Source organism: Pseudomonas entomophila L48, from assembly GCF_000026105.1.
Classification (GTDB): domain Bacteria; phylum Pseudomonadota; class Gammaproteobacteria; order Pseudomonadales; family Pseudomonadaceae; genus Aquipseudomonas; species Aquipseudomonas entomophila.
Genome location: NC_008027.1, coordinates 5436943 through 5461540, shown reverse-complemented (window position 1 = coordinate 5461540; position 24598 = coordinate 5436943). Strand labels below are relative to the sequence as shown.

The following is a 24598-nucleotide window of genomic DNA, read 5'->3' as shown; positions in this document are numbered from 1 at the left end:
GGCTGCGCAGCAGCCCCAAAGGTCCATGTTCCACCACCGGTGGTACACTGTCCGCCACATAGCCTGAATATAAAGAGGGGAGGCCAGGTTTAACGCAGCCTGCAGCCTCCCCGAATGTTTCTGGATAACGCATGAGAATACTGATCATTGGCCCCAGCTGGGTCGGCGACATGGTGATGGCGCAGACCCTGTTCCAGTGCCTCAAACAGCAGCACCCCGATTGTGTGATCGACGTGCTGGCCCCCGAGTGGAGCCGGCCGATCCTCGAGCGCATGCCCGAGGTGCGCCAGGCCTTGAGCTTCCCGCTCGGCCACGGCGCGCTGGAGCTGGCCACGCGCCGGCGCATCGGCAAGTCGCTGGCCGGCCAGTACGACCAGGCGATCCTGTTGCCCAACTCGCTCAAGTCGGCGCTGGTGCCGTACTTCGCCGGCATCCCCAAACGCACCGGCTGGCGCGGCGAGATGCGCTACCTGCTGCTCAACGACGTGCGCAAGCTGGACAAGGCGCGCTACCCGCTGATGATCGAGCGCTTCATGGCCCTGGCCTACGCGCCGGACGCCGAGCTGCCCAAGCCGTATCCGCGTCCGTCCCTGCAGATCGAAGCCCAGAGCCGCGAAGCGGCCCTGGCCAAGTTCAAGCTGGAAATGGACCGCCCGGTGCTTGCCCTATGCCCCGGCGCCGAGTTCGGCGAAGCCAAGCGCTGGCCGGCCGAGCACTACGCGCAAGTGGCCGATGCGATGATCCGCCAGGGCTGGCAGGTGTGGCTGTTCGGTTCGAAGAACGACCACGCCGTGGGCGAGCAGATTCGCGACCGCCTGATCCCGGGTTTCCGGGAAGAATCGTATAACCTGGCCGGCGAAACCTCGCTGGCCGAGGCCATCGACTTGATGTCCTGCGCCAACGCGGTGGTTTCCAACGACTCCGGCCTGATGCACGTGGCCGCTGCGCTGAACCGCCCGTTGGTGGCGGTGTACGGCTCCACTTCACCCGGCTTCACCCCGCCGTTGGCTGACCAGGTCGAGATCGTGCGCACGGGCATCGAGTGCAGCCCCTGCTTCGACCGTACCTGCCGTTTCGGCCACTACAACTGCCTGCGCCTGCTGGAGCCTGAAAAGGTCATCGCAGCCCTGCACAGCCTGGGCGGGCCGAACCTGATCGATACCGTGGCCGAGGTCGACTGAGTGCGGGTCCTGATCATCAAGACGTCGTCGCTGGGCGATGTCATCCACACCCTGCCGGCGCTGACCGATGCGGCCCACGCCATTCCCGGCATTCGTTTCGACTGGGTGGTGGAAGAAGGCTTCGCCGAGATCCCGAGCTGGCACCCAGCAGTCGACCGGGTGATCCCGGTGGCGATCCGCCGCTGGCGCAAGAACATCTGGCAGACCCTCAAGAGCGGCGAGTGGAAGGCGTTCAAGCAACGCTTGCGCGAGCACAAGTACGACCTGGTGATTGATGCCCAGGGCTTGGTCAAGTCGGCTTGGCTGACCCGCTACGTCAAGGCGCCGGTGGCCGGCCTGGACCGTTACTCGGCCCGCGAAGGCTGGGCCAGCCGCTTCTACGACCGGCGCTTGTCGGTCGCCGTTGGCCAGCACGCCGTGGAGCGTGTGCGCCAACTGTTCGCCCTGGCCCTGGCCTATGACCTGCCCGAAGGGCTGGGTGACTACGGCCTTGATCTCAACCGCCTGCAACTGCCGCCCGCCGCGCCGTATGTGGTGTTCCTGCACGGCACCACCTGGGCCACCAAACATTGGCCGGAAGCTTACTGGCGCGAGCTGGCCGAGCGCATGGGCCGGCGCAAGCTGCAGGTGATGCTGCCCTGGGGCAATCCGGCGGAGAAGGCCCGTGCCGAGCGCATCGCCCAGGGCTTGAACAACTGCCAGGTGCTCCCCAAGTTGAACCTGGTGGGCGTCGCCCGTGTGCTGGCGGCGGCCAAGGCCTGCGTGGCCGTGGACACCGGCCTCGGCCACCTGGCCGCGGCGCTGGATGTGCCGACCATCTCGCTGTTCGGCCCTACCAACCCTGGTTTGACGGGCGCCTACGGACGCGCCCAGATCCACCAGGCGAGCAACTTCCCCTGCGCCCCGTGCCTGCAGAAGAAGTGCACCTACAAACCGAGCGCCGAGGACCTGCGCCGGTTCGATCTCAAACGCGAGTGGCCGCTGTGCTTCACTCGCCTGAATCCCGAGCATGTGGCGGGCCGCTTGAGCGCGCTGCTGCTGGCTGAGGATGTTCGTTGATGCAACTGGCTTTTGTGCTCTACAAGTATTTCCCTTTCGGCGGGCTGCAGCGCGACTTCATGCGCATTGCCCTCGAGTGCCAGCAGCGAGGTCACCAGATCCGCGTGTACACGCTGATCTGGGAAGGTGACATCCCGCCGGGCTTCGAGGTGCTGGTGGCGCCGGTCAAGGCGCTGTTCAACCACCGCCGCAACGAAAAGCTCAGCGCCTGGATGGAAGCGGACTTGGCAAAGCGCCCGGTCGACCGCCTGGTCGGCTTCAACAAGATGCCTGGGCTGGACGTGTACTACGCCGCCGACGGCTGCTTCGAGGACAAGGCCCAGACCCTGCGCGGTGGCCTGTACCGCCGTTGGGGCCGCTACCGCCATTTCGCCGAGTACGAACGGGCGGTGTTCGCCAAGGATGCCCGCACCGAGGTCCTGATGATCTCCGAGGTGCAGCAGCCGCTGTTCATCAAGCACTACGGCACCCCGGAGGCGCGCTTCCACCTGCTGCCGCCAGGTATCTCTCACGACCGCCGCCGCCCGGCCGATGCCGACGCCATCCGTGCCGAGTTCCGCAAGGAATTCGGCCTGGCCGATGACGAGCTGTTGCTGGTGCAGATTGGCTCGGGCTTCAAGACCAAGGGGGTGGACCGCAGCCTCAAGGCCCTGGCCGCGCTGCCGTCGGCCCTGCGCAAGCGCACGAAACTGATGGTTATCGGCCAGGACGACCCCAAGCTGTTCCAGGTGCAGAGCACGGCGCTCGGCCTGGGTGACCAGGTGCAGTTCCTCAAGGGGCGCAGCGACATCCCGCGCTTCCTGCTGGGCGCCGACCTGCTGATTCACCCCGCGTACAACGAGAACACCGGCACCGTGCTGCTGGAGGCGCTGGTCGCCGGCCTGCCGGTTCTGGTATCGAAGGTGTGCGGCTACGCCCACTACATCGCCGAGGCCGACAGCGGCCTGGTACTCGACGAGCCATTCGAGCAGGAGCAGCTCAATCGCTACCTGCAACGCATGCTCGAAGATGGCCCGCAGCGCGCCGCCTGGTCGCGCAATGGCGTGGCCTTCGCCGACAGCGCCGACCTGTACAGCATGCCGCAGCACGCTGCCGACGTGATTCTCCAGGAGCCCGCATGAAGCTGATACTGGCAGAGCCGTTCAAGCGCCTGTGGGCTGGCCGTGATGCATTCCAGGCCGTAGAGCAGTTGCAGGGCGAGGTGTACCGCGAGCTGGAAGGTCGCCGCACCCTGCGCACCGAAGTCGACGGCGCGGGCTTCTTCGTCAAGATCCACCGTGGCATCGGTTGGGGCGAGATCTTCAAGAACCTGTTCAGCGCCAAGCTGCCGGTGCTGGGCGCCGGCCAGGAGTGGCAGGCGATCCAGCGGCTGCATGAGGCAGGCGTGCCGACCATGACCGCCGTGGCCTACGGCGAGCGCGGCGGCAACCCGGCCACCCAGCACTCGTTCATCGTTACCGAGGAGCTGGCGCCGACCGTCAGCCTGGAAGACTTCAGCATCGACTGGGTCAAGCAGCCGCCGGCGCCACGTCTCAAGCATGCCTTGATCGCCGAAGTGGCGAAGATGACCGGCGGCATGCACCGCGCCGGGGTCAACCACCGCGACTGCTACATCTGCCACTTCCTGCTGCACACCGACCGACCGGTGACGCCGGAAGACTTCAAACTGTCGGTGATCGACCTGCACCGCGCCCAGACCCGGGCGAAGATTACCCGTCGCTGGCGCGACAAGGACCTGGCTGCCCTGTATTTCTCGGCACTGGACATCGGCCTCACCCGCCGTGACAAGCTGCGCTTCCTGCGTGGCTACTTCCAGCGCCCACTGCGCCAGGTGCTCAAGGAGGAGGCCGCACTGCTCGCCTGGCTCGAACGCAAGGCGCAGAAACTCTACGATCGCAAGCAACGCTATGGGGACGCACTCTGATGGCGGGTTGGACACTGGCGCCGGGTTACAAGCACCTGGCGGCGGACTTCGGCAGTCTCGACGCGGTGTTCGCCCTGCAGGGCGAGCGCCTGACCCGCGACCCGCTCAGCGAGGTCATCCGCATCGAGCGTGACGGGGTCAACTACTACGTCAAACGTTACACCGGCGCCGGCAAGCACATGCGCCGTTACCTGGGCCGGCCACGGATCAAGGCTGAATGGCAGAACCTCAAGCAGTTCGCCAAATGGGGCATCCCCACCGCCGAGGTGGTGGCCTGGGGCCTGGAGCGCAATGGCCTGGCTTTCGGCCGCGGGGCGATGATCACCCGTGAGCTGCCGCGCACCGAAGACCTTTCGGCCCTGGCTGAGCGCGACGACCCGCGCCTGCGCGATCGCGCCTGGGTCGACCACCTCAGCCGCCAACTGGCACGGCATACCCGGGTGATGCATGATCACCATTTCGCCCACAACGACCTGAAGTGGCGCAACCTGCTGGTGGACGACGAGGGCACGCTGTTCTTCATCGACTGCCCCACCGGCGATTTCTGGCGCGGCTTCATGCTGCGCCACCGGCTGATCAAGGACCTGGCGTGCCTGGACAAGGTCGCCAAATACCACCTGTCGGCGACCCAGCGCCTGCGTTTCTACCTGCAGTACCGCAGGCACGATCGCCTGAACGCCCGGGACAAGCGGCGCATTCGCCAAGTGGTGGGCTTTTTCGAGGGAAGGGAATGACCGATTACCTGGCCAGTGCCGACCAGGCATTGCTCAAGCGCCACGGCCTGGGCGATTTCGAGGCGCTCTGGGCGCTGCAGCTCGAGGCTGTGGACGAACCCAACACCGGCCGTGGCGGCTGGAGCAGCGTGTTCCGCCTGGAGCTGGAGGGCAAGGGCTACTACCTCAAGCGCCAGAGCGACTACCTCACGCGCACCCTGCACCGCCCTTTCGGCGAACCGACCTTCGCCCGCGAGTTCCGCAATATCAGCCGCTACCAGAAGCTGGGTATCCCGGCGCTGCAGGCGGTGTTCTACGGCGAGCGCAAGCAGGCTGGGCAGCACCGCGCCATCCTCATGACCCGTGCCCTGGACGAATGGCGCGATCTGGACAGCCTGCTGGCCGAATGGCCGCAACTTGAACAGAGCCAGCGCCAGCAGGTTCTTCAGGCCTGCGGTGAGCTGGCGCGTACCCTGCACGCGGCGGGGCAGGTGCATGGCTGCTTCTACCCCAAGCACATTTTCCTGCGCGAGCGCCGCGAAGGCTGGCAGGCACAACTGATCGACCTGGAGAAGACCCGCCCGCTGCTGCTCGGCATGCGTGACCGGCTCAAGGATCTTGAGCCCCTGCTGCGCCGCGCAGGTGCCTGGAGCGAGGCGGACGTACGCACGCTGCTCGGCGCCTACCTGGCCCTGCCGGCGGACAGCGCGCAGGTCGACACCTGGCTGCAGCGCCTGATGCTACGCCGTCGACACAAAGAGGCCCGCTGATGCGATTGTCCGAACTCAAGGACGCCGGGCGCACCCCGACGTTGCCCCTGACCGTCACCCTCGCCGACGCCGCGGGCGTAGCCGACCTGCAGCTGCTCAGCCTGCTGCGTGTGCTACCTGGCCAGCGTTATGTCGGCGCCGGGATCTGGCGCGGTACCAAGGTGCTGGCCAAACTGCTGGTCGGCGGCAATGCCGCCCGCCATTTCCAGCGCGAGCTCGATGGCGCCCGCTTGCTGGCCGACCAGGGCCTGACCACGCCACGTTTGCTGGCTGATGGCCTGAAAGAAGGCGAGGGCGGCTGGTTGTTGTTCGAATTCCTGGAAGATGCCGAGAGCCTGGGCGATGCCTGGGCCAAGGTGGAGCACTTGCCGATGCTCGCCGACGAGCAGCATCTGGTGCTCGGCGAGGCGCTGACCGCAGTGGCGCAGATGCACGCCAAGGGCTTGTGGCAGGAAGACCTGCACCTGGACAACCTGCTGCGCCAGGGCGGCCGGCTGTACTTGATCGATGGTGGCGGCATCAAGGCCGAGACGCCTGGCCAGCAGCTGTCGCGCCAGCGCGTGCTGGAAAACCTCGGGGTGTTGTTCGCCCAGTTGCCCAAACGCCTGGAGCCGTTCATCGAAGAGGCGCTGGTGCATTACTTGCTGGCCAACGCCGAACATGCGCTGCCCCTGGAAGCTTTGCTCCAGCAGGTGGACAAGGTGCGCAGCTGGCGGCTCAAGGATTACCTCGACAAGGCTGGGCGCGAGTGCACGCTGTTCAGCGTCCAGCGCAGGCTTTCGGGCCTGCAGGCGATCCGCCGTGGCGAGGTGGCGGCGATGCAGCCGGTGCTCGAGCAGGCTGACACGCTGATCGACCAAGGCCACCTGTACAAGACTGGTGGCGCCGCCAGCGTGGCGCGCATCGAAGTGGCGGGCCGCACCCTGGTGCTCAAGCGCTACAACATCAAGAACACCGCCCACTGGTTCAAGCGCTTCTGGCGCCCGAGCCGGGCCTGGCATTCGTGGATCGAAGGGCATCGCCTGGCGTTTCTCGACATCGCCACCCCGCGCCCGTTGGCGGTGCTGGAGCAGCGGGTGATGGGGCTGCGCAGCCGCGCGTACCTGGTGACCGAATATGCCGATGGCCCGGACCTGACTGCGTGTTTCGCGCCCTTCGTCGAAAGCGGCGAGGCGCCGGACGAGCAGGTCGATGCGCTGGTGCGGTTGATGCAGCAGCTGATCCGTGAGCGCATCAGTCATGGTGATTTTAAAGGCCACAACCTGTTCTGGCAGGACGGGCAGTGGTCGCTGATCGACCTCGATGCCATGTGTCAGCACGCCACTCAGCTCAGCTTCGCCCCTGCCTACGCCCGCGACCGGGCGCGGTTGTTGCGCAACTGGCCGAAGGGCAGCGCGCTGCACCAGCGGCTCGACCAAGTGCTGCCGCGCCTGGCCGACTGACGCCGTTGCGCATGGCGTATGGGCGCCCAGGCAAGGCTGCGCCTTGCTGGCGAACGGGCGCCCCGGCAAGGATGGCTCCCGCAGGGGAACGGTCAGCGCCGCCAGAAGCCGCTCAGCCCCAGGCCGGCCGAAAGGCCGAGGCCCAGCCAGGCCAGGCTGTCCCAGATGCCATCGCCCAGCAACGCAGCGAACAGCCCCGCGCCACTGAGCAGGGCGATCAATGCCGGCCAGGCGAAGATCCGCCGGGTCGATTGCGAACGGTGGCTCATGGGCGGGCCTCCCGTGGCTTGCGCTGCTTGCCCCACCACAGGTACAGCCCGCTGCCCAGCACGATGATGGTCAGCACATCCAATACCGCCCAGAGGATCTGCATCGGGCGCCCGCCGTAGTCACCGAAATGCAAGGGCGATGACAGGCTCATGGCGTCCATGTACCACGGGCGATCGCCGACAGCAGTGACTTCGAGGGTACTGGCGTCGATCAACACCGGCGTGAGCAGGTGCGAGGTCAGGTGGGTGTTGCCTTTCATGAACACCGCATAGTGATGCTCGCTGGAAAAGCGCGTACCGGGGAAGGCGATGAAGTCCGGGCGCATGCCCGGCGCGGCCCCGGCGGCGATCTCCAGCAGCCGATCGGCCGGTGCGCGCTGGGTGAGCGCCGGTGCGTCGCGGTAGGGGGCGATCATGGCGGCCAGGCTGTCGTTGCGCCAGGCAGCGATGACCAGGTCGGACAGCGCGCTGATCACCCCGGTGACGCCGACCACCAGGGCCCAGGTCAGGGTGACCACGCCGATCAGGTTGTGCAGGTCGAGCCAGCGCAGGCGCCGGGACTTGTCGTGGCGCACCGTGGCGAAGGCCAGGCGGCGCATGAACGGCGCATAGAGCACCGTGCCGGAAATGATCGCAACGACGAACAATACCCCCATGAACGCCAGCAACAGCTTGCCGGGCAGCCCGGCAAGCATGTCCACGTGCAGGCGCAGCATGAGCATGATGAAGCCGCCGTTGGCGGCCGGCATGGCCACGGCTTCGCCGGTGCGCGCATCGAGCATGAAGGTGTGCGACAGGTCGGGCTCGGTGCCGGCGGTGGCGGCCATGATCGCCACCACGCCGTTGCGCTCGTCATCCTCGTAGCCGAAGTACTGCAGCGCCTCGCCCGGGCGGTGCTGCTCGGCCTTTAGCACCAGTTGCTGCAGGTCGAGGTGCGGGGTGTCGGCGGGCATCTCGCGCAGCTCGGGGGCTTCGCCGAGCAGGTGCTCCAGTTCGTGGTGGAAGATCAGCGGCAGGCCGGTGACGGCCAATAGCAGCAGGAACAGCGTGCAGACCAGGCTGCTCCAGGTGTGAATCGCCGACCAGCGGCGGATGGTTTGGCTTTTCATCACGGTTCCATTTACGTCTGATTATGGCTGGGGCTGCTGCGCAGCCGTTGGCCGGCAAGCCGGCTCCTACAGGGATGTCGGTGTAGGAGCCGGCTTGCCGGCGAACGGGCCGCAGGGCGGCCCCGGTCACTCAGAACTTGTACGTGGCGCTGGCGACGACGCTGCGCTGGTCGCCGTAGTAGCAGTAGTACCCGTCGCAGGTGGAGAGGTAGTCCTTGTTCAACAGGTTGGTGGCATTGATTGCCACCGAGGCGCCCTTGAGGCTGTTGTCCAGGCGGCCCAGGTCGTAGTGCACGGCCGCGTCGAACACGGTGTAGGCGTTGGCCTTGCCCAGCCAGGTGTTCTCCTGGTTGCCGTAGGTGTTGCCGGTGTAGCGCGCGCCCAGGCCGATCCCGAAGCCGTCGAGCACGCCACTGTGCCAGGTGTAGTCGGTCCACAGCGAGGCTTGCTGGTTCGGCATCAGCTGCAGGCGATTGCCCTTGTACTGACCGTCCTGTACTTCGGACTTGGCCAAGGTGTACGCGGCTATCACCTTCAGGTTTTCAGTCACGTCGGAAACGGCTTCCAGCTCCAGGCCGCGAACCTTCACTTCACCGGTCTGGCTGGTGACGCTCACGCCGCCCTCATTGTTGGTGACCTGTATGTTCTTCTGTGTGAGGTCATACACCGCAGCGGACAGCAGGGTGTTGGAGCCCGGTGGCTGGTACTTGATACCCAGCTCCCACTGCTTACCCTCGGTTGGCTTGAATGTCTTCAGCGGGTCCGCGTCCGCGCTGCTGGCCGGCTGGAACGACTCGGCATAGGACAGGTACGGCACGAAGCCGGAGTCGAAGACGTAGCTGATCGCCGCGTTGCCGCTGAACTTGCTGTCACGCTGGGTGTTGGTGGCATCGTCCTTGTTGAAGAACTTGGTGCCGGTGTGCACCCAGTCCTGGCGTCCGCCCAGGGTCAGGCGCCAGTTGTCGAGGGCCATCTGGTCCTGGATGTAGAGACCGGTCTGGACGGTCTTCTGGTTGTAGTCGTAGAAGGCCGAGGAGCGGTCCGGGCGGGTGATCGGCACGCCATACACCGGGTTGATGGCGTTGGTGGGTGGAACGTCGAAGCCGTAGATCGCCAGGTAGTTGTGATTGGTGCGCTGGTGGTCCAGGCCGATCAGCACGGTGTGGCTGATGGCGCCGGTGGCGAAGTCGGCCTGGAAGTTGTTGTCGACCGCGAACTGGCTGATGTCTTCGTCGACGTTGGTGGACATGCGATTGACGGTGCCATCATCCTGCACCGGGCCACCGGGCGAATAGTAGGCGCCGGGTGTGATGGTCTGGAACGATAGGTCCGACTTGGTATAGCGCAGGTTCTGGCGGAACTGCCAGACATCGTTGAAGCGATGCTCGAATGCGTAGCCCAGGGCGTAGTAGGTGCGATCGTAGAACTCGTAGTCCGGGTCACCGAGGTTCTTGTGGTGAGAGATCTTGCCGAATGGCATGTCGATCTTGGTGCCCTGGATAGGGCGGAACTGGCTGGTGGCCCCGGTATCGTCGCGGGTGAACTGGGTGAGGAAGGTCAGCGAGGTGTCTTCGTCGATGTTCCAGGTCAGGCTGGGGGCGATGTTGTAGCGTTTGTCGTCGATGTGGTCGATCTGGGTGCCGCCATCGCGCACCACGCCACTGACGCTGTAGAGAAACTGTCCCTGGTCGTCGATCTTGCCGGTGCTGGCGAAATTGATCTGGCGATGGTTGTCGCTGCCGTACTGCAGCTCGATTTCATGGGCGCTTTCAGCCTGTGGGCGACGGCTGACCATGTCCAGCAGGCCGCCGGGCGGGGTCTGGCCATAGATCGACGACGCCGGGCCGCGTAGCAGCGCTAGGCGGTCCAGGTTCCAGGTCTCGGCCTTCGGGTTTGCGTACACGCCGCGCGGCAGTGGCAGGCCATCGAGGAACTGGGTCGGCTCGAAGCCGCGCACGCGCATCCAGTCGTAGCGGGTGTCGCTGCCATAGCTGGCGGAGACGATTCCCGGCATGTAGCGCACGGCATCGTCGAGGCTGTGCACGCCGCGATCGCTCATCTGCTGGCGGGTGGCGACGGAGATGGAGCGCGGCACTTCGACCAGCGCGGTGTCGGTCTTGGTGCCGGCGGCGGTACGCTTGGCCACGTAGCCCTCCACCGGGCCCCAGGCGCTCTCGCTGTCACTGGCGGCGTTCACGCTGGTTTCCGGCAGGGTCAGGCTGTCTTCCGGCGCCGCGACCAGGCTGTAGCTGCCTGCGCTGCTCTGTTGCAATTGCAGGCCGGTGCCGCGCAGGGCTGCCTGAAGTGCGCCGACGCCGTTGTACTCGCCGTTGACCGGCGCCGAGGCGCGGCCACTGACCAATGCCGGGTCCAGGGCCAGGGCGATACCGGCCTGGCTGGCGATCTGGTTCAGGGTGCTGGCCAGCGGCGCGCTGGGCAGGTTGTAGGCACGCATGGCGGACTGTTCGGCGGCGAACAGGGCGGGGCTGGCCAAGGGGGCGGCCAGGCCAATGGCCAGGGCCATCAGGCTGGGGCGAAGCAAAGCATCAACGGCACGGGACATGCAGCGGCTCCTCGACGAAATAGTGCTGACTGCTTCCTTGCCGAGCGAGAGTGGGAAAGTGACAGGGGGCTTTTGAAAAATTTTCAGAGGCGGTGGGGGCCTCTGTAGGAGCCGGCTTGCCGGCGAACAGGCCCGACGCTGAACCGAGGCGGGCCCGTTCGCCAGCAAGGCTGGCTTCTACAGGGTTGGCGCCAGCCTTTATTTGGCGGTGACGGTCACCCACCACGGCGTGTGCCGTTCGATCTTCACTGGCAACGCCGGCTGCAGCGAGGCCAGGGCCAAGTCGGTGTCGGTCAGCGGGAAGCTGCCGCTCACACGCAGGTCGGCGACCTCGTCGGCCACGCCCAGGTGGCCGCTGCGGTATTGTCCAAGGGTGGCCACCAGGTCGGCCAGGCGCACGTTGTCGACCACCAGCATGCCGCGGGTCCAGGCGTCGCTGCCGGCGGTCACCGGGTCGACGCGGCCAAGGCCATCGGCGCTCATCAATACCTGCTGGCCTTCGCGCAGGACCTGTTCGTCGCCACTGTTCTGCGGTTTGGCGGCCACCGAGGCTTGCAGCACCTCCAGGCGCGTGCCACCTGCTTCGCGCTTGACCAGGAAGCGCGTGCCCAGCGGGCGCAGGCGCCCGTCCTCGGTACGTACCAGCAGCGGACGGCTGTCGGCGTGACCGGTCTCCACGGAGATTTCGCCCTGGTGCAGCACGATCAGCCGCTGCTCGCCGTGGAAGTCGATATCCACCGCGGTGTGGGTGTTCAGGCTGAGCAAGGTGCCGTCTTCAAGGCGCAGGGTGCGCATTTCACCGGTGGCGGTGCGCTGGTCGGCCAGCCAGTAGCCCGGTGCGAGGGTGGGGACCCCGGCCCAAGCCAGCAACCCGCCAAGCACCAGCATCCCGGCCAGGCCCGCACCCAGCCCGCCGAGGCGCTGGCGCAGGCTAGCACGCGATTGCAGCAAGGTGTGGCGCACCGGGCCGGCGGCGGCGCTGACGCGTTGGTCGAGGGCGCCCAGTTGCTGCCAGGCGCGGGCATGCTCCTCATGGGCCGCATGCCAGCGCATGAATTCGTTGCGTTCGTCCGGGGTACCGCTGTCTTCGTCCAGGCACAGCTTCCAGGCGATAGCCGCTTCCAGCACCTTGCCGGATACCGGGGCCGTGTTCATGTCGGTTCCCCGTACAAGGCGACATAGCACTGGCGCAGGCCTTGGGCGATGTACTGGCGCACACGCGACACCGAAACGCCCAGGCGCTCGGCGATCTCGGCATGGCCCAGGCCGTCCAGGCGGTTGTACAGGAAGGCGGCGCGGGCTTTGCTCGACAGCTTGCCGAGCAGGCGGTCGATGGCCTTGAGGTCTTCGAGGATCAAGTGTTGCAGTTCCGGGGAGGGGTGCTCAGTCTCTGGCAACAGAGAAAGCTCCGCAAGGTAGGCCTGTTCCAGGGCCGCGCGGCGGAAATGGTCGAACAGCAGCCCCTTGGCGACGGCAGCCAGGAACGCCCGGGGTTCGCGAGGGGTGTCCAGGCGTTCGCGGCCGAGCAGGCGCACGAAGGTGTCCTGGCTGAGGTCCTCGGCGCGCTGGCGGCAGGCGGTGCTGCGCTGCAGCCAGGCGAGTAGCCAGCCGCGATGGTCGCGGTACAGCGCCCCGACCAGATCGGCATGTGGACTCTGCGCAGACGTCAAGAAGCGTCCCCCGGGAAAGAATGCGTTAACTAACGATAATTATTCGCGATTGTGGCAGAGGCGGGGGGCGGGGCGCAATTGACGCTTATCGGATTGCCATCACGTTGGGTTTCCAGGGCTGCTGGCGGTTCGCCGGCAATGCCGGCTCCTACAAGGAGCGGCGCAAGGTTTGGGATCGGTGCGCTGAGCTGGCGTTGCCGGCGAACGGGCCGATGTCAATTCAGAAGCCGTGGTTATGTACCTTGCGCCGACGCCACTGCTTGAGCCGCTGCTCCAGCTGCAGCGGACTGTCCAACTGCTGGCGGCGGGCCTGGCTGAACAGGATCAACGCCAGCTCCGCCGTGACTTGGGCATCGGCACTGGCATGGTGACGGGCCTGCACCTCCAGGCCGAAGCGGGCGATCCAGTCATCCAGCCCGGCTTCGCGCAACACCGTGTCGGGGTTGAGCATCGGCGCCAGTTCCGCGACGTCGAGGAACACATGCTGCAGGCGCAGGCCCAGGCTGTCCTTCAGGGCTCGGGCCAGCATGCGCTGGTCGAACGGGGCGTGGAACGCCAGTACCGGGCTGTCGCCGATGAACGCCAGCAGGTCGAGCAACGCCTCGGCCGGGTCGCATCCCGCCGCCAGGGCACTGGGGCCGAGGCGGTGGATCAATACGCTGGCATTGGTCTTCTGAGTGGGCCGGTGCAGCGTGCGCTCGAACGGGCGCCCCAGGTCGATGGCGCCATCCTCGATGGCCACCGCGCCGATCGACAGCACCTGGTCGCGGTTGAGGTTCAGGCCGCTGGTCTCCAGGTCCAGCACCACCCAGCGCTGTTCGCGCAGCGAGCACACCGCCGGTGGCGCGGGCCTGGGCAACTGCGCCAGACGCTGACGCAGGCGGTCGTCCAGGTGCGGTACCGCCGGGCGCAACCAGGCGAACAGGTTCACAGCTGGTACCGCAGGGCCAGGCTGCTTTGCAGGCGCTGGGCCTGGCGCAGGGATTCGCGCAGGATGCGCCGGTCCAGGTGGTTGAGGCTGTCCGGGTCGAGGCGGTTGGAATAGGGCAGGTTGTCGCGGCTCTGGCGCTGGTGCTGCTGCATGCGGGTCTGCTGGATGAAGTGGTACGCCTCTTCATACGCAGCACCATCCAGCGGCGCGATGACGCCCTTGTCCACCAGCTGGCGCAGCCGCTCGAGGGTATTGCAGGCACCGATGCCATTGGCCAGGGCCAGCAGCCGGGCACCATCGACGAACGGTGTCAGGCCTTGCACCTTGAGGTCGAGGGTCGCGGCCTTGTCGTCGCCCTGGCGGGTCAGCACGAACTCGCGCAGGCGCCCGACCGGCGGGCGCTGACGCAGGGCGTTGTCGGCCAGCATGCGCTGGAAGATGCGGTTGTCCGCCACCTGCTCCAGCAGGCCCCGGCGCAGTTGTTCGCAGCCTTGGTCATCGCCCCAGACCACACGCAGGTCGAAATAGATGCTCGACCCCAGCAGGTTCTCGGGGCTGGCTTCGCGCACGAAACCGGCGAAGCGCCGCGCCCATTCGCCGCGCGACAGGCACAGCTCGGGGTTGCCGGCCATGACATTGCCCTGGCACAGGGTGAAGCCGCACTGGGCGAGGTTATGGTTGATGAGCTGGGCCAGTGGCAGCAGTTTGCTGCGGATCGTATCGGCCTCGGCGGCGTCGCGCACCTCGAAGAGAATCCCGTTGTCCTGGTCGGTGTGCAGGGTCTGTTCGCGACGCCCTTCGCTGCCAAAGCACAGCCAGCTGAACGGCACACCGGGGTCGCCGCGCTCGGCGATAGCGAGTTCGATCACTCGGCAAACAGTGTGGTCGTTGAGCAGGGTGATGATCTGGGTGATCTGGGTCGAGGAGGCGCCATGGGCGAGCATGCGCTCGACCAGTTGGCCGATCTCGCCGCGCAGCGACACCAGGGTGTCCAGGCGTGGGGCATGGCGGATGGTCCGCGCCAGGTGCACCAGGTCGACCCGTTGCAGCGAGAACAGGTCGCGCTCGGAGATCACCCCGCACAGGCGCTGGTTCTCCACCAGGCAGACATGGGCGATGTGCCGCTCGGTCATGGCCATGGCCGCGTCGAAGGCGCTGGCCTGGGGGCTGAGCGAGAACGGCCGGGCGGTCATGTAGCGCTCGATCGGCGCGGTCAGCTCGGCGCTGGCGTCCGCCACCACCTGGCGCAGGTCACGCAGGGTGAAGATGCCGGTGGGGTGGCGCTGGTCATCGACGATGACGATGCTGCCCACCTGCTGCTCGTGCATCAGCCGCACCGCTTCGCGCAGTGGCGTGCCTGCCGTGCAGACCACCGGATGACGCAAGGCCAGTTCGCCCAGTGGCGTGTTCAGCGAATACTGGGTGCCGAGGGTTTCCACCGCCCGCTGGCGCACCTGTTGGTTGACCTGGTCGAGCAGGCTGCTCACGCCGCGTAGGGCGAAGTCGCGGAACGCCTCGGACATGGAGAACACGCGGATGAACGCGGCCTTGTTCAATTGCAGGCAGAACGTATCCTCGCCGGCCAGGTGTTCGGTGCGGGTGGCTCGCTCACCCAGCAGCGCGGCCAGCGGGAAGCATTCGCCACTGGCGATCTCGAAGGTGGTTTCGGTGCCTGGCCGGGTGACATGCTGGCGCTCGCCGACCACGCGCCCTTGCTTGACGATATAGAAGTGCTCGACGGGGCCGTCGGCGGGCTTGATGATGCTTTCACCGGCCGCGTAGAAACGCAACTGGCACTGTTCCACCAGGTAGGCCAGGTGGCTCTGCTCCATCTGGTTGAACGGCGGGAAGCGCTGCAGGAACTGCAGGGTGCCCTGGATGTTCTGCAGCACTGCTGTCCTGCCTGCTTGGGTGTAGGCGTCCTTTTTGCTCATGGAACCAACCGCGTTAAAAATGTCTGCATGGAGAGGCGCAGACCTTGTTGTTCTAGGCCTCCATGGTCGGACGACGGCACTGCGCTGCCCATTGGACGTAAGTCTATGAGGCAAGAGGCAGGGTTCGCTGCTTGTCCTGGGGTGTCAAATTGCCGACGAAAGGCAGTTTGCATACGCAGGCTTTGCAGTCTGAACTTGGATAACGGGGTTTTTTTGACGAGATGGCCATGGCCGAGCATGACGATATCCTGAGTGACGCCGAGCGTGAGGCGTTGGCCATGGTGACTGCCCCTCCCGCGCAGGAACCGCTGGTGCTGGTGGTGGATGACAATCCGGTGAACAGCCAGGCGCTGAGCCTTTATCTGCAGGCCAAAGGCATTGAGAGCGTGACCGCCGATGGTGCCCAGGCGGCGTTGAGTCGGCTGAAGCGGGAACCACTGATCGGCCTGATGATCACTGACCTGCGCATGGAGCCCAAGGATGGCCTGGAGTTGATCCGGTTGATTCGCGAGTCGGAGCGAGCGGCGCTGTCGATCATCGTGGTGTCTGGCGACACCGATGTGAAAGAAGCGGTGGACGTGATGCACCTGGGGGTGGTGGACTTCCTGCTCAAGCCGGTGGACCTGGACAGGTTGATGGAGCTGGTGAAAAAGGAATTGAAGATCGATTGAGAGCATTCGCTCTGTAGGAGCGGCTTAAGCCGCGATCACCTGCGAAGCGGGTGCCAGGCACCGCGTTGCCCGCATCGCGGCTAAAGCCGCTCCTACAAAGGACGCTGTTCCCTGCGCGGCAGCACAGCGAACGGGCCGCATGGCGGCCCCTCACGGATTACAACCCGTTACGCGCCTTGAACTCGCGACGACGACGGTGCAGCACCGGCTCGGTATAGCCGTTTGGTTGCTTGGCGCCCTCGACCACCAACTCGATAGCGGCCTGGAACGCGATGTTGTCATCGAAGTTCGGCGCCATCGGGCGATACTGGATGTCACCGGCGTTCTGCTTGTCCACCACCGCGGCCATGCGCTTGAGGCTTTCCAGCACCTGTTCCTGGGTGACCACGCCATGGCGCAGCCAGTTGGCCAGCAACTGTGCCGAGATCCGCAGGGTGGCGCGGTCTTCCATCAGGCCGACATCGTTGATGTCCGGCACCTTCGAGCAGCCCACGCCCTGGTCGATCCAGCGCACCACGTAACCGAGGATGCCCTGGGCGTTGTTGTCCAGTTCGTTGCGGATCTCTTCTGCGGACCAGTTGGTGTCGGCAGCCAGCGGGATGGTCAGGATGTCGTCGACCGACGCCGGGGTACGCGAAGCCAGCTCGCGCTGGCGCGCCTGCACGTCGACCTTGTGGTAGTGCAGGGCGTGCAGGGTGGCGGCGGTCGGCGATGGCACCCAGGCGGTGTTGGCGCCGGCCAGCGGGTGGGCGATCTTCTGTTCAAGCATGGCGGCCATCAGGTCCGGCATGGCCCACATGCCCTTGCCGATCTGCGCGCGGCCTTGCAGGCCGGTGGCCAGGCCGATGTCGACGTTGTTGTTCTCGTAGGCGCCGATCCACTTCTCGTTCTTCATGGCGCCCTTGCGCACCACGGCGCCGGCTTCCATGGAGGTGTGGATCTCGTCACCGGTACGGTCGAGGAAGCCGGTGTTGATGAACACCACGCGCTCGGCGGCCGACTTGATGCAGGCCTTGAGGTTGACCGTGGTGCGGCGTTCCTCATCCATGATGCCGACCTTGACGGTGTTGCGCTTCATGCCCAGCAGGTCTTCGACGCGGCTGAAGATCTCGGCGGCGAAGGCCACCTCTTCAGGGCCGTGCATTTTCGGTTTGACGATGTACACGCTGCCGCTGCGGGTGTTCTTGCGGCTGGTGTTGCCGTTGAGGTTGTGCAGGGCGATCAGGTTGGTGAACAGACCATCCTGGATACCCTCCGGAATCTCGTTACCCTGGGCGTCGAGGATCGCCGGGTTGGTCATCAGGTGACCGACGTTGCGTACGAACAGCAGTGAACGACCGTGCAGGGTGACGCTGCCGCCGTTAGGGGCGGCGTACTCGCGGTCCGGGTTCATGGTGCGGGTGAAGGTCTTGCCGCCCTTGCTCACGCTCTCGGCCAGGTCGCCTTTCATCAGGCCCAGCCAGTTGCGGTAGACGACCACTTTGTCGTCGGCGTCGACGGCGGCGACCGAGTCTTCGCAGTCCATGATGGTGGTCAGTGCCGATTCCATCAGGATGTCTTTCACGCCCGCGGCGTCGGTGCTGCCGACCGGGGTGGTGGCGTCGACCTGGATCTCGAAGTGCAGGCCGTTGTGCTTGAGCAGCACGGCGGTCGGGGCCTTGGCATCGCCATGGAAGCCGATCAACTGGGCGTCGTCGCGCAGGCCGCTGTTGCTGCCGCCCTTGAGGGCGACCACCAGCTTGCCGCCTTCGATGCGGTAGGCGGTGGAGTCGACGTGGGAGCCGGCGGCCAGTGGCGCGGCTTGGTCGAGGAAGGCACGGGCGAAGGCGATGACCTTGTCGCCGCGCAGCTTGTTGTACCCCTGGCCTTTTTCGGCGCCGCCTTCATCGCTGATGGCGTCGGTGCCGTACAGGGCATCGTACAGCGAACCCCAGCGGGCGTTGGCGGCGTTCAAAGCGAAGCGGGCGTTCATCACCGGCACCACCAGCTGCGGGCCGGCCATGTGGGCGATTTCTTCGTCGACGTTCTGGGTGGTGGCCTGGAAGTCTTCGGCCTGCGGCAGCAGGTAGCCGATTTCCTGGAGGAAGACCTTGTATGCCACGGCGTCGTGGGCCTGGCCCTTGTGTGCCTGGTGCCAGGCGTCGATCTTCGCTTGCAGCTCGTCGCGCTTGGCGAGCAGGGCTTTGTTCTTGGGAGCGAGGTCGTTGATGATCTTCTCGGCACCGGCCCAGAACTGCTCGGCGTTGATGCCGGTCCCCGGAATGGCTTCGTTGTTGACGAAGTCGAACAGGACCTTGGCGACCTGAAGGCCACCGACTTGAACGTATCCAGTCATTGCTTGCCTCACCTCTGCTCAGCTATTTCGCTTTCGCTCTTCTGTATTAAGCCTGTAGCGCTTCTCTAAACACGGCACCAGTGCATGCCCCGATGACTCACGAGGGCGGCTGGGTGCGGCTCGCCAGACGGGTCGGCGAGCGGGTGGCGTATTTTCACAGGCGCCTTGGCAGACATCGAAACGACGTTTTGTAGTCCGCGTCGACGCATACTACATGAAGCAGCAGGCAGGTAAACATCAGACTAAAAGCGTCGCTCCGCGACCGGTTGGTCGCATAGGGTCACGCTGGGAGATGACATGTTCGCAAAAAACAGGTGGATTGTTCCAGATAAATCTTGAAACAGTACACGATTGGTTGGCTGGGCTGTCCTGCGGCAGGTTGCCGCGCCTTGCCTATACTGATGCGATCCCCGTTTTTCGGCCGTCCGTCGCGGCCCTGACCGAACCAAGAGGAGTGGCCTGTGGACCATCTCGTACTCACCGTGATCGCCCCCGACAAGGCCGGGCAGGTCGAACGCATCGCCGAGTGCATCGCCAATCACAACGGCAACTGGTTGGAAAGCCGCATGTCGCGCATGGCCGGGCAGTTCGCCGGGATCCTGCGGGTGGCCGTGCCGGCGGAAAACTACGACGAGCTCGTCGAGTCACTGCACAAGCTGGCCCAGTACGACATTCGCGTGCTGATCGCCGAAAGCGGCATCGAGCCGTCCTGCACCTGGAAACCGATCGCCATGGAACTGGTGGGCAACGACCGGCCAGGCATCGTCCGTGATATCACCCGCTTGCTGGCCGAGCAAGGGGTGAACGTGGAGCGCCTGAGCACCGAGGTTCGCCCCGCGCCAATGAGCAGCGAACCGTTGTTCCGCGCCGATGCCTTGCTGGCACTGCCGTTGACCTTGTCGCTGGAAGACCTGCAGCGGCGGCTGGAGAGCCTGGCCGATGACCTGATGGTTGAATTGAAGTTGCGGCCGGAAGAATGAAGTGAATGCGCAGCGTTCCCCCTGTAGGAGCCGGCTTGCCGGCGAACAAGGTTATCCCCGATTTCAGAGGGACGTCTCTGTGGATAACCTGGGGGCGTCCCGCTGCAGGCCAATAACGGCGCTGCCTGGCGCGATTTGAGCAAAAAACGTCCAGCAATCAATGGCTTGTGCACAAACGGCGGGGACGAGGGTGTGGATAACCTTTGGAACATTTGCTGCAGGCCACGCCATTCGTGGCCTGTAGCAAGGTGATCATTATTTGATCAGGCGCGCTTGCGCAAGCTGATCCAGGCATCGACGCTATAAACCGCCAGGCCGGCCCAGATGCAGGCGAACGCCAGCAGGTTGCTCGCCGTCAGGTGCTCGTCGAACAACAGCACCGCCTGCAGCAGCACCAGGGTCGGTGCCAGGTACTGCAAGAAGCCCAGCGTGGTGTAGGGCAGGTGACGGGCGGCGGCGTTGAAACAGACCAGCGGCACCAGCGTCACTGGGCCGGCCGCGATCAACCACATCGCTTCGCTACTGCTGAAAAACTCAGGGCTGGCGCTGCTGGCAGCAGGGTGCAGCAACAACCAGCCGATGGCGATGGGCACCAGCATCCACGTCTCGACCACCAGCCCAGGCAGCGCGGCCACGGGCGCCTGCTTGCGAATCAACCCATAGAAACCAAACGACAGTGCCAGCGCCAGCGACACCCAAGGCAGGCTGCCGACCTGCCACACCTGTTGCACCACCCCCAGTGCCGCCAGCCCTACCGCCAGCCATTGTAGGCGGCGCAGGCGCTCGCCGAGCAGCAGCATGCCCAGCAACACGTTGATCAGCGGGTTGATGTAGTAGCCCAGGCTGGCTTCGAGCATGCGCCCGTTGTTCACCGCCCACACATAGGTCAACCAGTTGCCGGCGATCAGTGCACCGCTCAGGGCCAGGATCGCCAGGCGTCGCGGGTTATCGCGCAGCTCGCGCCACCAGCCGGGGTGTTTCCACACCAGTAGCAGGAGCGAGCCGAACAGCGCCGACCAGAGCACCCGGTGGACGATGATCTCCACCGCCGGGACGCTCTGGATGGCTTTGAAGTACAGGGGGAAAAGGCCCCAGATGATGTAGGCGCCGAGGCCCAGGAGGTACCCGCGGCGCGGGTTGGCGGCGTGCATGAAAAATCCTTGCTTAGGTAGCTAAATAAAGCGACGCCTATTGTAGACAGACCGCGACGCGGTTCTAGAACAATTTCAGCGGTTCTTCATCCAGTGCGGCGATCTGCTCGCGCAGGGCGAGGATCTGGTCGCCCCAGTAGCGCGGCTGGCCGAACCAGGGGAAGCTCGGCGGGAACGCCGGATCGTCCCAGCGTCGCGCCAGCCAGGCGCTGTAATGCAGCTGGCGCAGGGCACGCAGTGGCTCGATCAGGGCCAGTTCGCGCGGGTCGAAGTCGTGGAACTCGTTGTAGCCGTCGATCAGCTCGGCCAACTGGCCCAGGCGTTCTTCGCGGCTGCCGGCGAGCATCATCCACAGGTCCTGGACGGCCGGCCCCATGCGGCAATCGTCGAGGTCGACGACGTGGTAGACCTCGTCGCGGTGCATCAGGTTGCCGGGGTGCAGGTCACCGTGCAGGCGGATTGTCTGGTGCGGGGTGCGGGCGTAGATGTCCTCGACCCGCTTGAGCAGGTCGCGGGCCACCGATTCGTAGGCCGGCAGCAGCTCGCGGGGCACAAAGTCGCCGTCGAGCAGGGTCTTGAGCGAGGCGTGGCCGAAGTTGTCCACAGCCAGGGATTCGCGGTGAGCGAAAGGCTTGGTGGCGCCCACCGCGTGCAGGCGCCCGAGCAGTTGCCCAAGGCGGTAGAGCTGGTCGAGGTTGCCAGGCTCCGGGGCATGGCCGCCACGGCGTGGGAACAGGGTGAAGCGAAAACCCTGGTGCTCGAACAGGGAGCGACCTTCGTGCAGCAGCGGGGCCACCACTGGCACTTCGCACTCGGCCAGCTCGGCGGTGAAGGCATGTTCTTCAAGGATTGCCGCATCGTTCCAGCGCCCTGGGCGGTAGAACTTGGCGATCAGCGGCTGTTCCCCCTCGATGCCCACCTGGTAGACGCGGTTCTCGTAGCTGTTGAGCGCCAGCACTCGCGCGTCGCTGAGAAAGTCCAGGCTTTCCACGGCGTCCAGTACGAGGTCGGGGGTGAGGGTATCGAAGGGGTGGGACATGAAAGGCTCCAAGCGCGGGGGCTGCGTGGGCGCATGGTAGCGCATTGGCCTGTGCGTGAATGTGTTCGGCAGGTTCACGCCTTGCCTGTAGGAGCCGGCTTGCCGGCGATGGGCTGCGCAGCAGCCCCGGTTCAGAGCCCTGTGTGCATCAGACTGGAACGCCAAGCAACACATACGACGGATGGAACTGCACCCGCAACGTGCTTCCCACTCCTACCCTGTGCTGCGTCACCCACTGGTCCTCGGCAATGGCACACAGTGTCTGGCCGTTACCCAGCGCCAGGCGCACCTCACTCGGCCCATCGGAATCGGCCAGCACTTCCTCGACCTTTGCCTCCAGACAGTTGCTGCCGGGTTCCGGCGCCTCATCCGCGCCAAGCAACTGCACCCAGCCCGCCTTGAGCAGTGCCACTACAGTCGCGCCCAACGCCAGTTCCAGCCGTTCGGTGCTGCCGCGCGTAATCAACGCTTCGATTTCCAGCCCGCCGCCCAAGTCCAGGCTGATACGGTCATGCCGCCCTTCGCGGCGCAGCCCGCTGATCCGCCCTTGCAGCTGGTTGCGTGCACTGGTGCGCAACATCAGGCGCCCGAGCAGGTCGAGGTCGCTGGTCTCCTCGGCGGCTTCGAGTATCTGCGCTTGCAAGGCCTGCAGGCGCTGATAGAGGCGCAGCACCCGTTCACCTTCGACGGACAACCGTGCGCCACCGCCGCCGCGCCCTCCGGTGCTGCGCTCCACCAAGGGTTGCGCCGCCAGGTTGTTGAGCTCGTCGATGGCGTCCCAGGCCGCCTTGTAGCTGATGCCGGCGGCTTTTGCCGCGCGAGTGATCGAGCCTTGTTCGGCCACGTGCTGCAACAGGGCGATGCGCTGTGGGCGGCGGGCGATGTGCTGGGTGAGCAGGGCGGGCAGGGACATGGGCGGGTATCGAATGTGGTGAATATCCCGCGACGTTGCCGCTCGTACCCGGTCAAGTCAAGCCTGGCCGGGGCGAGGGGTGCGCGCCAGGCAGTAGATGTCGACGCGCCGGGCGCCGGCCTTGCGCAGCAGCGCGGCGATCGCCTGGGCGGTCGCGCCGGTGGTCATGACGTCGTCGACCACGGCCAGGTGCAGGTCCTTGACCTCGGTACCTGGCGCCAGGGCGAAGGCATGGCGCAGATTGCGGTGCCGGGCGCTGGCGCCCAACGCCTGCTGGGCGCGAGTGTCGCGCGTGCGCTCCAGCAGGTGTTCATCCCAGGGCAGTTCAAGCTGCCCGGACAGCCAGCGGCAAAGCATGGCTGCCTGGTTGAAGCCGCGCTGGCGCAGTCGACGCCTGGCCAAAGGAACAGGCAACAGCCGGTCGGGTCTCGGCAAGCCCATGCCATGCCGATGCTCCACGGCATGCCCGAGCAACTGTGCCATCAGCCGCCCGAGGGGCCATTGGCTGTTGTGCTTGAAACGGCTGATCAGGGTGTCGACCGGAAAACCGTAGTGCCAGGCGGCGACGACCCGGCTGAACGCCGGTCGGCGACGGCTGCAACTGGCACAGGTGAGCCCCTCCAGCGACAGTGGCAAGGCGCAGCGGATGCATTGTTCAACCAGCCAGGGCAGCTCGCTTTCACAGGCTGGGCACAGTGGATAAGGCTGCCTGGCAGGTTCATCGCAAAGCAAGCATGTTTGATTAATATTTGAACACTTGTAAGCCAGTGATTTTATGTTTGGTTGACAGTTCATAGGCCTTCCATGACTATGCGAGCTATCCGTGATGCGCTGGTGGGTTTTCCTGTTCCGGCGTCAGTCAGACCCTAGATAAGGAAACGCCGATGAGCGCCAGCGCAATTGCAACAACCCGTCACGACTGGTCCCTGGCCGAGGTCAAGGCGCTGTTCCAGCAGCCATTCAACGACTTGCTGTTCCAGGCCCAGACCATGCACCGCGCGTATTTCGACCCCAACCGCGTGCAGGTTTCCACGCTGCTGTCGATCAAGACCGGCGCCTGCCCGGAAGATTGCAAATATTGTCCGCAGTCCGGCCACTACAACACCGGGCTGGAAAAACAGAAGCTGATGGAAGTGCAGAAGGTGCTGGAAGAAGCCGCCCGGGCCAAGGCCATCGGTTCGACCCGCTTCTGCATGGGCGCGGCCTGGAAGCACCCGTCGGCCAAGGACATGCCCTACGTGCTGGAGATGGTCAAAGGGGTCAAGGCCATGGGCCTGGAAACCTGCATGACCCTCGGCAAGCTCGACCAGGAGCAAACGTTGGCCCTGGCCCAGGCCGGCCTGGACTACTACAACCACAACCTCGACACCTCGCCGGAGTTCTACGGCAGCATCATCACCACCCGCACCTACAGCGAGCGCCTGCAGACGCTGGCCTATGTACGTGATGCCGGGATGAAGATCTGCTCCGGCGGCATTCTCGGCATGGGCGAGTCGCTGGACGACCGCGCAGGCCTGCTGATCCAACTGGCCAACCTGCCCGAGCACCCGGAGTCGGTGCCGATCAACATGTTGGTCAAGGTCGCCGGCACGCCGCTGGCCGAGGAAGAAGACGTCGACCCGTTCGACTTCATTCGCATGCTGGCCGTGGCCCGTATCCTCATGCCCAAGTCCCACGTGCGCCTGTCGGCCGGCCGCGAGCAGATGAACGAGCAGATGCAGGCCCTGGCCTTCATGGCCGGCGCCAACTCGATCTTCTACGGCGAGAAGCTGCTGACCACCGCCAACCCGCAGGCCGACAAGGACATGCAGTTGTTCGCGCGCCTTGGTATCAAGCCCGAAGCCCGTGAAGAACACGCCGACGAAGTGCACCAGGCGGCCATCGAGCAGGCGCTGGTCGAGCAGCGCAACAGCGAGCTGTTCTACGACGCAGCCTCGGCCTGAG

At 65.4% G+C, this 24598-nt stretch carries 22 protein-coding genes; 10 read left to right on the top strand and 12 right to left on the bottom strand.

Annotation, left to right across the window (positions count from 1 at the left end; all coding sequences use genetic code 11):
• Positions 1 to 131 precede the first annotated feature (131 nt).
• From waaF to PSEEN_RS23750, 7 genes are read left to right on the top strand one after another with little or no spacing between them, the layout of a single operon-like run.
• Positions 132 to 1181, top strand: a complete 1050-nt coding sequence (gene waaF, locus PSEEN_RS23780) for a lipopolysaccharide heptosyltransferase II (protein WP_011536130.1) — start codon at positions 132 to 134, stop codon at positions 1179 to 1181.
• Positions 1182 to 2240, top strand: a complete 1059-nt coding sequence (gene waaC, locus PSEEN_RS23775) for a lipopolysaccharide heptosyltransferase I (RefSeq protein WP_011536129.1) — start codon at positions 1182 to 1184, stop codon at positions 2238 to 2240.
• Positions 2240 to 3361 carry a glycosyltransferase family 4 protein gene (locus PSEEN_RS23770; RefSeq protein WP_011536128.1) on the top strand — a complete coding sequence of 374 codons (1122 nt, stop codon included), beginning with the start codon at positions 2240 to 2242 and terminating at the stop codon, positions 3359 to 3361. The genes waaC and PSEEN_RS23770 overlap by 1 nt, the downstream gene beginning before the upstream one ends.
• A complete protein-coding gene (gene rfaP / locus PSEEN_RS23765) occupies positions 3358 to 4164 on the top strand; it encodes a lipopolysaccharide core heptose(I) kinase RfaP (RefSeq protein ID WP_011536127.1) in 807 nt (268 codons plus the stop codon). The genes PSEEN_RS23770 and rfaP overlap by 4 nt, the downstream gene beginning before the upstream one ends.
• Positions 4164 to 4898 carry a lipopolysaccharide kinase InaA family protein gene (locus PSEEN_RS23760; protein ID WP_011536126.1) on the top strand — a complete coding sequence of 245 codons (735 nt, stop codon included), beginning with the start codon at positions 4164 to 4166 and terminating at the stop codon, positions 4896 to 4898. The genes rfaP and PSEEN_RS23760 overlap by 1 nt, the downstream gene beginning before the upstream one ends.
• Positions 4895 to 5647 (top strand): lipopolysaccharide kinase InaA family protein, encoded by a 753-nt coding sequence (locus PSEEN_RS23755; RefSeq protein ID WP_011536125.1) that lies wholly within the window; start codon positions 4895 to 4897, stop codon positions 5645 to 5647. The genes PSEEN_RS23760 and PSEEN_RS23755 overlap by 4 nt, the downstream gene beginning before the upstream one ends.
• The gene (locus PSEEN_RS23750; RefSeq protein WP_011536124.1) at positions 5647 to 7089 is read left to right on the top strand and encodes a lipopolysaccharide kinase InaA family protein; all 1443 of its coding nucleotides are present in this window, start codon (positions 5647 to 5649) and stop codon (positions 7087 to 7089) included. The genes PSEEN_RS23755 and PSEEN_RS23750 overlap by 1 nt, the downstream gene beginning before the upstream one ends.
• A 92-nt stretch (positions 7090 to 7181) precedes the next feature.
• Here PSEEN_RS23750 and PSEEN_RS26815 read toward each other — a convergent pair whose 3' ends face one another.
• The 7 genes from PSEEN_RS26815 to PSEEN_RS23720 form a co-directional block, all read right to left on the bottom strand.
• Complete coding sequence (locus PSEEN_RS26815; RefSeq protein WP_011536123.1) at positions 7182 to 7358, bottom strand: hypothetical protein; 177 nt, start codon at positions 7356 to 7358, stop codon at positions 7182 to 7184.
• The gene (locus tag PSEEN_RS23745) at positions 7355 to 8467 is read right to left on the bottom strand and encodes a PepSY-associated TM helix domain-containing protein (protein ID WP_011536122.1); all 1113 of its coding nucleotides are present in this window, start codon (positions 8465 to 8467) and stop codon (positions 7355 to 7357) included. Before PSEEN_RS23745 ends, PSEEN_RS26815 begins: the two co-directional genes overlap by 4 nt.
• 130 nt (positions 8468 to 8597) lie before the next feature.
• Positions 8598 to 11030, bottom strand: a complete 2433-nt coding sequence (locus PSEEN_RS23740) for a TonB-dependent siderophore receptor (RefSeq protein WP_011536121.1) — start codon at positions 11028 to 11030, stop codon at positions 8598 to 8600.
• A gap of 198 nt (positions 11031 to 11228) precedes the next feature.
• Positions 11229 to 12185: a FecR domain-containing protein gene (locus tag PSEEN_RS23735; protein WP_011536120.1), complete on the bottom strand. Its 957-nt coding sequence runs from the start codon at positions 12183 to 12185 to the stop codon at positions 11229 to 11231.
• Positions 12182 to 12700, bottom strand: coding sequence for an RNA polymerase sigma factor (locus PSEEN_RS23730; RefSeq protein WP_011536119.1), 519 nt, complete (start codon positions 12698 to 12700; stop codon positions 12182 to 12184). The genes PSEEN_RS23735 and PSEEN_RS23730 overlap by 4 nt, the downstream gene beginning before the upstream one ends.
• A gap of 220 nt (positions 12701 to 12920) precedes the next feature.
• Positions 12921 to 13631, bottom strand: a complete 711-nt coding sequence (locus PSEEN_RS23725; protein WP_011536118.1) for a 3'-5' exonuclease — start codon at positions 13629 to 13631, stop codon at positions 12921 to 12923.
• Complete coding sequence (locus tag PSEEN_RS23720; protein ID WP_011536117.1) at positions 13628 to 15565, bottom strand: putative nucleotidyltransferase substrate binding domain-containing protein; 1938 nt, start codon at positions 15563 to 15565, stop codon at positions 13628 to 13630. The genes PSEEN_RS23725 and PSEEN_RS23720 overlap by 4 nt, the downstream gene beginning before the upstream one ends.
• 227 nt (positions 15566 to 15792) lie before the next feature.
• Between PSEEN_RS23720 and PSEEN_RS23715 the strand changes: the two genes are divergently transcribed.
• Positions 15793 to 16236 carry a response regulator gene (locus PSEEN_RS23715; RefSeq protein ID WP_011536116.1) on the top strand — a complete coding sequence of 148 codons (444 nt, stop codon included), beginning with the start codon at positions 15793 to 15795 and terminating at the stop codon, positions 16234 to 16236.
• Positions 16237 to 16393: 157 nt separating this feature from the next.
• Here PSEEN_RS23715 and PSEEN_RS23710 read toward each other — a convergent pair whose 3' ends face one another.
• On the bottom strand, positions 16394 to 18571 hold the full coding sequence (locus PSEEN_RS23710; protein WP_011536115.1) for a malate synthase G: 2178 nt from the start codon (positions 18569 to 18571) through the stop codon (positions 16394 to 16396).
• Positions 18572 to 19032: 461 nt separating this feature from the next.
• On the opposite strand from PSEEN_RS23710, the gene PSEEN_RS23705 reads away from it, so the two are divergent.
• Positions 19033 to 19551: a glycine cleavage system transcriptional repressor gene (locus PSEEN_RS23705; RefSeq protein WP_011536114.1), complete on the top strand. Its 519-nt coding sequence runs from the start codon at positions 19033 to 19035 to the stop codon at positions 19549 to 19551.
• Positions 19552 to 19814: 263 nt separating this feature from the next.
• Here PSEEN_RS23705 and rarD read toward each other — a convergent pair whose 3' ends face one another.
• The 4 genes from rarD to PSEEN_RS23685 form a co-directional block, all read right to left on the bottom strand.
• Positions 19815 to 20702, bottom strand: coding sequence for an EamA family transporter RarD (gene rarD, locus PSEEN_RS23700; protein WP_011536113.1), 888 nt, complete (start codon positions 20700 to 20702; stop codon positions 19815 to 19817).
• Positions 20703 to 20766: 64 nt separating this feature from the next.
• Positions 20767 to 21741 (bottom strand): serine/threonine protein kinase, encoded by a 975-nt coding sequence (locus PSEEN_RS23695; protein ID WP_011536112.1) that lies wholly within the window; start codon positions 21739 to 21741, stop codon positions 20767 to 20769.
• 148 nt (positions 21742 to 21889) lie between these two features.
• Positions 21890 to 22654, bottom strand: a complete 765-nt coding sequence (locus tag PSEEN_RS23690) for a TOBE domain-containing protein (RefSeq protein ID WP_011536111.1) — start codon at positions 22652 to 22654, stop codon at positions 21890 to 21892.
• Positions 22655 to 22711: 57 nt separating this feature from the next.
• On the bottom strand, positions 22712 to 23449 hold the full coding sequence (locus PSEEN_RS23685) for a ComF family protein (protein ID WP_011536110.1): 738 nt from the start codon (positions 23447 to 23449) through the stop codon (positions 22712 to 22714).
• Positions 23450 to 23538: 89 nt separating this feature from the next.
• Between PSEEN_RS23685 and bioB the strand changes: the two genes are divergently transcribed.
• Positions 23539 to 24597 (top strand): biotin synthase BioB, encoded by a 1059-nt coding sequence (gene bioB, locus PSEEN_RS23680; protein ID WP_011536109.1) that lies wholly within the window; start codon positions 23539 to 23541, stop codon positions 24595 to 24597.
• Position 24598 lies beyond the last annotated feature (1 nt).

Bases quoted from the DNA above. Each gene is read 5' to 3' on its own strand.
- PSEEN_RS23710 (WP_011536115.1), bottom strand. From the start codon at position 18,571: ATGACTGGATACGTTCAAGTCGGTGGCCTTCAGGTCGCCAAGGTCCTG.
- PSEEN_RS23750 (WP_011536124.1), top strand. From the start codon at position 5,647: ATGCGATTGTCCGAACTCAAGGACGCCGGGCGCACCCCGACGTTGCCC.
- PSEEN_RS23720 (WP_011536117.1), bottom strand. From the start codon at position 15,565: ATGAGCAAAAAGGACGCCTACACCCAAGCAGGCAGGACAGCAGTGCTG.
- PSEEN_RS23715 (WP_011536116.1), top strand. From the start codon at position 15,793: ATGGCCGAGCATGACGATATCCTGAGTGACGCCGAGCGTGAGGCGTTG.
- rfaP (WP_011536127.1), top strand. From the start codon at position 3,358: ATGAAGCTGATACTGGCAGAGCCGTTCAAGCGCCTGTGGGCTGGCCGT.
- PSEEN_RS23690 (WP_011536111.1), bottom strand. From the start codon at position 22,654: ATGTCCCTGCCCGCCCTGCTCACCCAGCACATCGCCCGCCGCCCACAG.
- PSEEN_RS23755 (WP_011536125.1), top strand. From the start codon at position 4,895: ATGACCGATTACCTGGCCAGTGCCGACCAGGCATTGCTCAAGCGCCAC.
- PSEEN_RS23735 (WP_011536120.1), bottom strand. From the start codon at position 12,185: ATGAACACGGCCCCGGTATCCGGCAAGGTGCTGGAAGCGGCTATCGCC.
- rarD (WP_011536113.1), bottom strand. From the start codon at position 20,702: ATGCACGCCGCCAACCCGCGCCGCGGGTACCTCCTGGGCCTCGGCGCC.
- PSEEN_RS23745 (WP_011536122.1), bottom strand. From the start codon at position 8,467: ATGAAAAGCCAAACCATCCGCCGCTGGTCGGCGATTCACACCTGGAGC.
- PSEEN_RS23695 (WP_011536112.1), bottom strand. From the start codon at position 21,741: ATGTCCCACCCCTTCGATACCCTCACCCCCGACCTCGTACTGGACGCC.
- PSEEN_RS23740 (WP_011536121.1), bottom strand. From the start codon at position 11,030: ATGTCCCGTGCCGTTGATGCTTTGCTTCGCCCCAGCCTGATGGCCCTG.
- PSEEN_RS23770 (WP_011536128.1), top strand. From the start codon at position 2,240: ATGCAACTGGCTTTTGTGCTCTACAAGTATTTCCCTTTCGGCGGGCTG.
- bioB (WP_011536109.1), top strand. From the start codon at position 23,539: ATGAGCGCCAGCGCAATTGCAACAACCCGTCACGACTGGTCCCTGGCC.
- waaF (WP_011536130.1), top strand. From the start codon at position 132: ATGAGAATACTGATCATTGGCCCCAGCTGGGTCGGCGACATGGTGATG.
- PSEEN_RS23685 (WP_011536110.1), bottom strand. From the start codon at position 23,449: ATGAACTGTCAACCAAACATAAAATCACTGGCTTACAAGTGTTCAAAT.
- PSEEN_RS23760 (WP_011536126.1), top strand. From the start codon at position 4,164: ATGGCGGGTTGGACACTGGCGCCGGGTTACAAGCACCTGGCGGCGGAC.
- PSEEN_RS26815 (WP_011536123.1), bottom strand. From the start codon at position 7,358: ATGAGCCACCGTTCGCAATCGACCCGGCGGATCTTCGCCTGGCCGGCA.